The 6,207-nt window shown below is 58.7% G+C and carries 4 protein-coding genes and 1 pseudogene; 3 read left to right on the top strand and 2 right to left on the bottom strand.

The window, feature by feature from the left end; all coding sequences use genetic code 11:
- Positions 1-601: 601 nt before the first annotated feature.
- Entirely contained in the window at positions 602-1,621 is a 1,020-nt protein-coding gene (locus ACRXB1_RS27895) for a bile acid:sodium symporter family protein (protein WP_449493860.1), read from the bottom strand.
- 498 nt (positions 1,622-2,119) lie between these two features.
- Here ACRXB1_RS27895 and ACRXB1_RS27890 point away from each other — a divergent pair, with 498 nt between their 5' ends.
- Together ACRXB1_RS27890 and ACRXB1_RS27885 are read left to right on the top strand one after the other, a co-directional pair.
- Positions 2,120-2,566 (top strand): hypothetical protein, encoded by a 447-nt coding sequence (locus tag ACRXB1_RS27890; protein WP_174362185.1) that lies wholly within the window; start codon positions 2,120-2,122, stop codon positions 2,564-2,566.
- A gap of 745 nt (positions 2,567-3,311) precedes the next feature.
- Positions 3,312-4,334 carry a porin gene (locus ACRXB1_RS27885; RefSeq protein ID WP_236873413.1) on the top strand — a complete coding sequence of 341 codons (1,023 nt, stop codon included), beginning with the start codon at positions 3,312-3,314 and terminating at the stop codon, positions 4,332-4,334.
- 81 nt (positions 4,335-4,415) lie between these two features.
- Here the strand turns inward: ACRXB1_RS27885 and ACRXB1_RS27880 are convergent, their stop codons facing one another.
- Positions 4,416-5,381: an NAD(P)H-dependent flavin oxidoreductase gene (locus tag ACRXB1_RS27880; RefSeq protein WP_062168707.1), complete on the bottom strand. Its 966-nt coding sequence runs from the start codon at positions 5,379-5,381 to the stop codon at positions 4,416-4,418.
- Positions 5,382-5,584: 203 nt separating this feature from the next.
- On the opposite strand from ACRXB1_RS27880, the pseudogene ACRXB1_RS27875 reads away from it, so the two are divergent.
- Positions 5,585-6,127: pseudogene (locus tag ACRXB1_RS27875) on the top strand (alpha/beta fold hydrolase); the annotation flags it as partial.
- Positions 6,128-6,207 lie beyond the last annotated feature (80 nt).

Raw genomic sequence — 6,207 nt, 5'->3', positions numbered from 1 at the left:
TTTTTGCGGAATCAGTTATCAACTAGCTAAAGAGATAAGAGCGTTGAAGACATGTCAAAGCTCCTGTTCGACAGAGGAGCACTGACAGCAACCCAGCCTTGCGCAGGTTTTCGCGGTGCAAATTATGGGGCAGCCGGTCGAGACCGGCGTCTATTAATGCCTGCAGAGCGTGGGCTGTGTCTGTGGCGGAGCCTCGCTTGAAGCGGAGCTCGCGCAAAAACGGATCGAGCGCGGACGAAGTCGCGATGCCGTCAGTCATTCTTTGCATGATGAAATCCTGGCCGCTTCGATTAGAACTTGATGGAAACGCGTGCGGGCCGTTCGCTGCCCGTGACGATGCGTTGTCTTCAAGTGTGGCAAGGCACATGCCCGGCCACCAGTCCGCCAAACGGCATATGACGTGAAGCGAAGCGAAACAGTCGATTTGCCCGACGGCGGAGCAACTCATATCCCATTCGACCGAGTCGACAGGACGCCTGAACAGACTTCAAATAGCAAAAAAGCCGCACGGGGCGGCTTGATGCTCGGTTCGATGGAGTGGTTATGCTGATTCTGCAACAGGTTGCTGCAAATGTTCCCAGGGGAAGCAAAGAGCCGGAGCTTATGGGCGAACCTGCGCGCCTGCGCCTTGAGACTGGTTCGCTTCTTCGCCGGAAGTATCGCGTGCGCCCCAGCGTTGGGCGAGTACTGCGCACGTCATCAGTTGGATCTGGTGGAACAGCATCAGCGGCAGCACGACCGCGCCTACCGCGTGCGAGGCAAAAATGACCTTCGCCATCGGAATCCCCGACGCCAGGCTCTTCTTCGACCCGCAAAAGATGATGGTGATCTGGTCCGCCCGGTTGAACCCGAGCCGTTTGCTGGCGAAAGTCGTGACCAGCAGCGCCACGGCCAGCAGCACGATGTTGACAACCACCAGGCCGCCGAGCGTCTGCAAAGAGATGGTGTGCCAGATGCCTTCGTTCACCGCTTCGCTGAACGCGACGTACACGACCAGGAGAATCGAGCCCTGATCGACAAAACGCAGGATGCTGCGATTCTTGTCGAGCCATTTGCTGATCACAGGCCGCAGCAACTGCCCGGCAATAAAAGGAACCAGCAATTGCAGCACGATATTGCCGACCGTATGCCAAGCAGATCCCGCGCGGCCGGCACCGTCCGTTACAACCAAGCCCACGAGGGCGGGTGTGATGAAGATTCCGAGCAGGCTGGACGCCGACGCCGCGCAGACGGCGGCCGGCACGTTGCCTTTGCCAATCGACGTGAACGCGATGGACGACTGCACCGTGGAGGGCAGCGTGCAGAGAAACAGGATGCCCATGTAAAGCGCGGGTGTGACGAGTGGGGTGAGGATGGGTTTCAGCGCCAGTCCCAGCAACGGAAACAGCGCAAACGTGCTCAGCAGGACGACGATATGCAGACGCCAGTGCGTCATTCCAGACACGATGGCTTCGCGCGACAGCTTTGCGCCGTGTAGGAAAAACAACAGTCCGACCGCGATGTTCGTCAGCCAGTTGAAGCCGACAGCAGCGGCACCGCGACAGGGCAAAAGGCTGGCGAGGATCACTGTGCCGATCAGGGCAAGGGTGAAGTTATCGGGAAGGAACTTGGGGCGAGTCATTGACGATTCTTGGCAGTTTGCGGCGTAAAGGTACTTAACGGGGACCGACGCCTCTCATGGACGACCGAAACCGCTCGAACACGCGTCGAGAACGCCTATTTTCGCCGGATAGCCATTCAATATGCAAATTCATTTAAATGATTTATTAATGCGGCAAACGCATGAGTTTCGATGCTCGAGTGTGGCCGGTAGGACCAGCCGCGTACCACTGGTCCCAGAGCGGAATTCTTGTTTTTCACTCATACAAAACGGGCATCCGCACTTACCCGGATCGGCAAAAAAGTGTGAAGTAACATGGTGTTACAACCATCAGGAAGACCTAACACTTTTTGGCTCGACGCCGATCACCGGGCACAATAAATTGACTGGTAGACCGGTTGGCGGGACGTCATCGTATAGACGAAATGTCCTGATCATCCGACAGCAACCGGTCGGCGATGCAAACGGAACACACGTCCAAAGCACGCTGGAACGAGTCGGACGCCCTGCAGTATCGACATGTCGCTCATCCGAATCCGCCACGCCCGTCGCTTGTTTCTCGCCGCTGCAGCCGGTCTGGTTGCGGCGTCGGCAATGTGTGCAACGGTGGCGTTCGCCGGTGGTGCCGGCTCGAATGGCGCTGTGCTCGCGCATGGCGCTTTCAATCGCGGCGGCGATGTGCACGGGCAGTGGCAAGCCGTGAATCGACGCGCGATGCGAGTCGACGACGTCGACAGTGGCGCGCGGCCTTTTGGTTACCAGCGCGTTGCCGCCGGGTCCGGACTCACGCCGGTCAGCGCAGAAGTCCGTGGCGGAGCGCGTGCCGATCAAGGCGCGCAATTGCATGGCGGAGGGTCGATCCGCGCGGACATCGCGCGTTACAACGAAGAGCGCAGCACGCCACGTGCATCGGGTCGTCCGTCGGACGATCCCCGCTCGCCCGCAAATTCCCCGTACCGCAATTAGTCCATAAACCGAATCGTCGAAGCTACGTGAAGCTCGTTGTTTAAAAATCGGTGATAGTGCATAAGCACATTAATCGATCCACGCATTTTTTAATACCGATTCGAACGCGCGGCGATTAAGCCAGTTTCCTTTTCTCATCCGAAACAAAAAACAATTCCGTCGTCTACGGGAAGCATGGCAATGACGTAATGACGCCACAGTTTCCAGACTACCGGCTGCAGTTCCCTTCCTCCCAAAATCATCTGCATTAACAATGCGCTCTGTCTGATTTTTGCGTGCATTTTCAATGTCCGCTCCAGAGTAACCGGCGCGTCTGCGCCGTAGCGTATGGCGCGCGGGGCAATCGATGCGTGCAATCAATCACCGGGTTCAACTGCGGCGGCTTGCGCCGGATCACGTTTCGTTTAAGTCCGTCATGCGCAACCTATTCAAAACGCTATACGCGGCATAAGCAAAGTTATTTTTGTCCGGAAAAATGATCCGTAAAGATGGTCTCCGCCCTGAGTGAGCTCCATCAGCGCGTACACCGTTCAGCGTACGCCAAGAGTCATGTCATTGAGCCATGCCCGGGTGACGCTTGAATCAGGTTGTCCATAACGGGCATTCATAAGAACAGTTAAATAAAGAGCGAGGCATTCATTGCTCGCGACATCCCGGTTTTAACGTTGATACGACAGGAGAGTCCATGAAGCCAACCGTGAACCGCGTGCTGAAAGCCGCGGCCAAGGCGACCGTTACTGCTGGCATGTTCGGCTTGCTTGCCGCCAGTTCCGCCCAAGCGCAATCGAGCGTCCAGTTGTACGGACAGGTCGACGAATGGGTGGGCGCCACGAAGTTTCCAGGCAGCGACCGCGCCTGGAACGTGGGTGGCGGCGGTATGTCGACGTCGTACTGGGGCATGAAGGGCAGCGAAGATCTGGGTAACGGCTACAAAGCCATCTTCACGTTGGAAAGCTTTTTCCGTGCGCAAAACGGTCAATACGGCCGCTTTCAGGGCGATACGTTTTTCGCCCGCAACTCGTATGTGGGCATCCAGTCGCCGTACGGTACGGTCACTGCGGGCCGGCTGACGACGCAGCTGTTTGTATCGACGATTCTGTTCAACCCGTTCATCGATTCCTACACCTTCTCGCCGATGGTGTATCACGTGTTCCTCGGACAGAGCACGTTCCCTACGTACACGACCGATCAGGGCGTGGTTGGCGACTCGGGCTGGAACAACTCGGTCCAGTACACGACGCCGGATTTCAGCGGCTTGTCGGGTAGCGTGATGTACGGCCTCGGCAACCAGGCAGGCGAAAACGGCGCGAAGAAATACAGCGCGCAGTTCCTCTACTTTCACGGCCCGTTTGCCGCGACCGGCGTGTACCAGTACGTGAACTTCAGCTCGGCACCAACTGACCTGTCGACCTTCATACCGGGCTACAAGAGCCAGAGCGTGGCTCAACTCGGTGCGTCGTACGACATGAAGTACGTCAAGTTCTTCGCGCAATACATGTACACGAAGAACGATATCGATCCGGGTACGTTCCACGTCAACACCGGGCAGGGCGGCGTGACGATTCCGGTGGGCGTTGGCTCGGTGATGGCGTCGTACGCGTATTCGCGCAGCAATGGCGGCCTGGATCAGACGCACAAGAGCTGGGCGCTCGGCTACGACTATCCGCTGTCCAAGCGTACCGATGTCTACGCGGCATACCTCAACGACAAGTACACGAGCATATCCAGCGGCAACACGTACGGCGTTGGCATCCGCGCGAAGTTCTGATTAGAGCAACACGCTTGAAAAAATCCCCGCCAGGTCCGGACCATGACGGGGATTTTTTTATTTAGCCCAATCAGCCGAAAATCAACGCGCGATCCCGAGCCGATCCTTCGCGCCGTCGTATTCCTGCTTGAGGCGCGTCACGAGTTCGGCCACGGTCGGGACATCGTCCATCAGGCCCACGCCTTGGCCCGCGCCCCAGATTTCCTTCCACGCCTTGGCCTTGACCGCGGCATCGCCGAAATTCATCGCGTTTTTATCCGATGCAGGCAGCGCATCCGGGTCCAGCCCCGCGTTCACGATGCTTTGGCGAATGTAGTTGCCGTGCACGCCGGTGAACAGGTTCGTGTAAATGATGTCGGCGGCCTTCGATCCTACGATTGCCGTCTTGTAGTCTTCCAGCGCATGGGCCTCGCGCGTTGCAATAAAGCGCGTGCCGATGTACGCGAAATCCGCGCCCATTGCCTGGGCGGCGAGGATCGATCCGCCATTGGCAATGGCGCCGGACAACGCGATGGGTCCATCGAAAATGCGCCGTACTTCGCCGACCAGCGCGAACGGCGACGTCATCCCCGCGTGGCCGCCGGCGCCCGCTGCTACAAGGATCAGGCCATCAACGCCTGCCTCCAGCGCCTTTTCCGCGTGCCGCATATTGATGACGTCGTGCAGCACGATGCCGCCGTAGCTGTGAACCGCGTCGATCATCTCCTTCACCGGCGCGCGCAAGCTCGTGATGAAAATCGGCACGCGATGCTCAACGCACACGCGTACATCGGCTTCAAGCCGCGCGTTCGAATGATGCACGATCTGGTTCACCGCAATCGGCCCGACCGGCGCACCGGGATTCGCCGCCTTGTGCGCCTCGATGCCCTCGTTGATCTGCGTGAGCCACTCGCCGAGCAACTCGGCCGGCCGGGCGTTCAGCGCGGGAAATGAGCCGACAATGCCCGCCTTGCACTGCGCGAGCACGAGATCCGGATAGCTGACGATAAACATCGGTGAAGCAATGACCGGCAGCGCGAGGTGTTGCAAAGCGGCGGGGAGTGCCATGACACGAGTCTCCTGATTGAATATGAAGCTGAGCACGAAAGCCGAACGATCGTTCGATTATAGGCGAAGCTGTAGCGCGCATGACCGGCCTGAACTGAGGAAGTCTTCAGGTTCTACCCTGATTCGGGCACGAGAGCAGTCTAGTATCGTCGAGGACGCCTACAATCGTTTTCCCGTTCATCGGATCATCGGATAGAGACGCCATGCCGTTCGAAGACTACCAACCGTTCACCTTCAATGTTTCGGGCGTCGATATTTTCGGCATGAAGGGCGGCAGCGGACCGCCGTTGTTGCTGTTGCACGGCCATCCGCAGACGCATGAGATCTGGCACAGGCTCGCGAAAGATCTGGCGCAGCATTTCACCGTAATCGCCACCGACCTGCGCGGCTACGGCGCGTCGGGCAAACCGCCGAGCGACGAACACCACACGCCGTATTCGAAACGCGTGATGGCCGCCGATCAGGTCGCCGTCATGCGGCATTTCGGCTTCGAGCGTTTCATGGTCTGCGCGCACGATCGCGGCGCGCGCGTGGCGCACCGGATGGCGCTGGATTTTCCGCAAGCCGTCGACCGGCTGATGCTGCTCGATATCGCGCCGACGCTCGCCATGTACGAAGCCACCGACCGCGCTTTCGCCACCGCTTATTTCCACTGGTTCTTCCTGATCCAGCCGGAGCCGCTGCCCGAGCTGCTGATCGGCGCGCATCCGGATGCGTATGTGGAGCGCGTGATGGGCAGCGGCTCCGGTTGGATCAGGAAGAACCAGTGGAAATAAGCGGTGGCGAAAGCGCGGTCGGTGGCTTCGTACATGGCGAGCGTCGGCGA

This window comes from Caballeronia sp. M23-90 (assembly GCF_053574605.1).
This window is presented reverse-complemented; position numbering and strand designations above follow the sequence as displayed.

Bases quoted from the DNA above. Each gene is read 5' to 3' on its own strand.
- ACRXB1_RS27895 (WP_449493860.1), bottom strand. From the start codon at position 1,621: ATGACTCGCCCCAAGTTCCTTCCCGATAACTTCACCCTTGCCCTGATC.
- ACRXB1_RS27890 (WP_174362185.1), top strand. From the start codon at position 2,120: ATGTCGCTCATCCGAATCCGCCACGCCCGTCGCTTGTTTCTCGCCGCT.
- ACRXB1_RS27885 (WP_236873413.1), top strand. From the start codon at position 3,312: ATGTTCGGCTTGCTTGCCGCCAGTTCCGCCCAAGCGCAATCGAGCGTC.
- ACRXB1_RS27880 (WP_062168707.1), bottom strand. From the start codon at position 5,381: ATGGCACTCCCCGCCGCTTTGCAACACCTCGCGCTGCCGGTCATTGCT.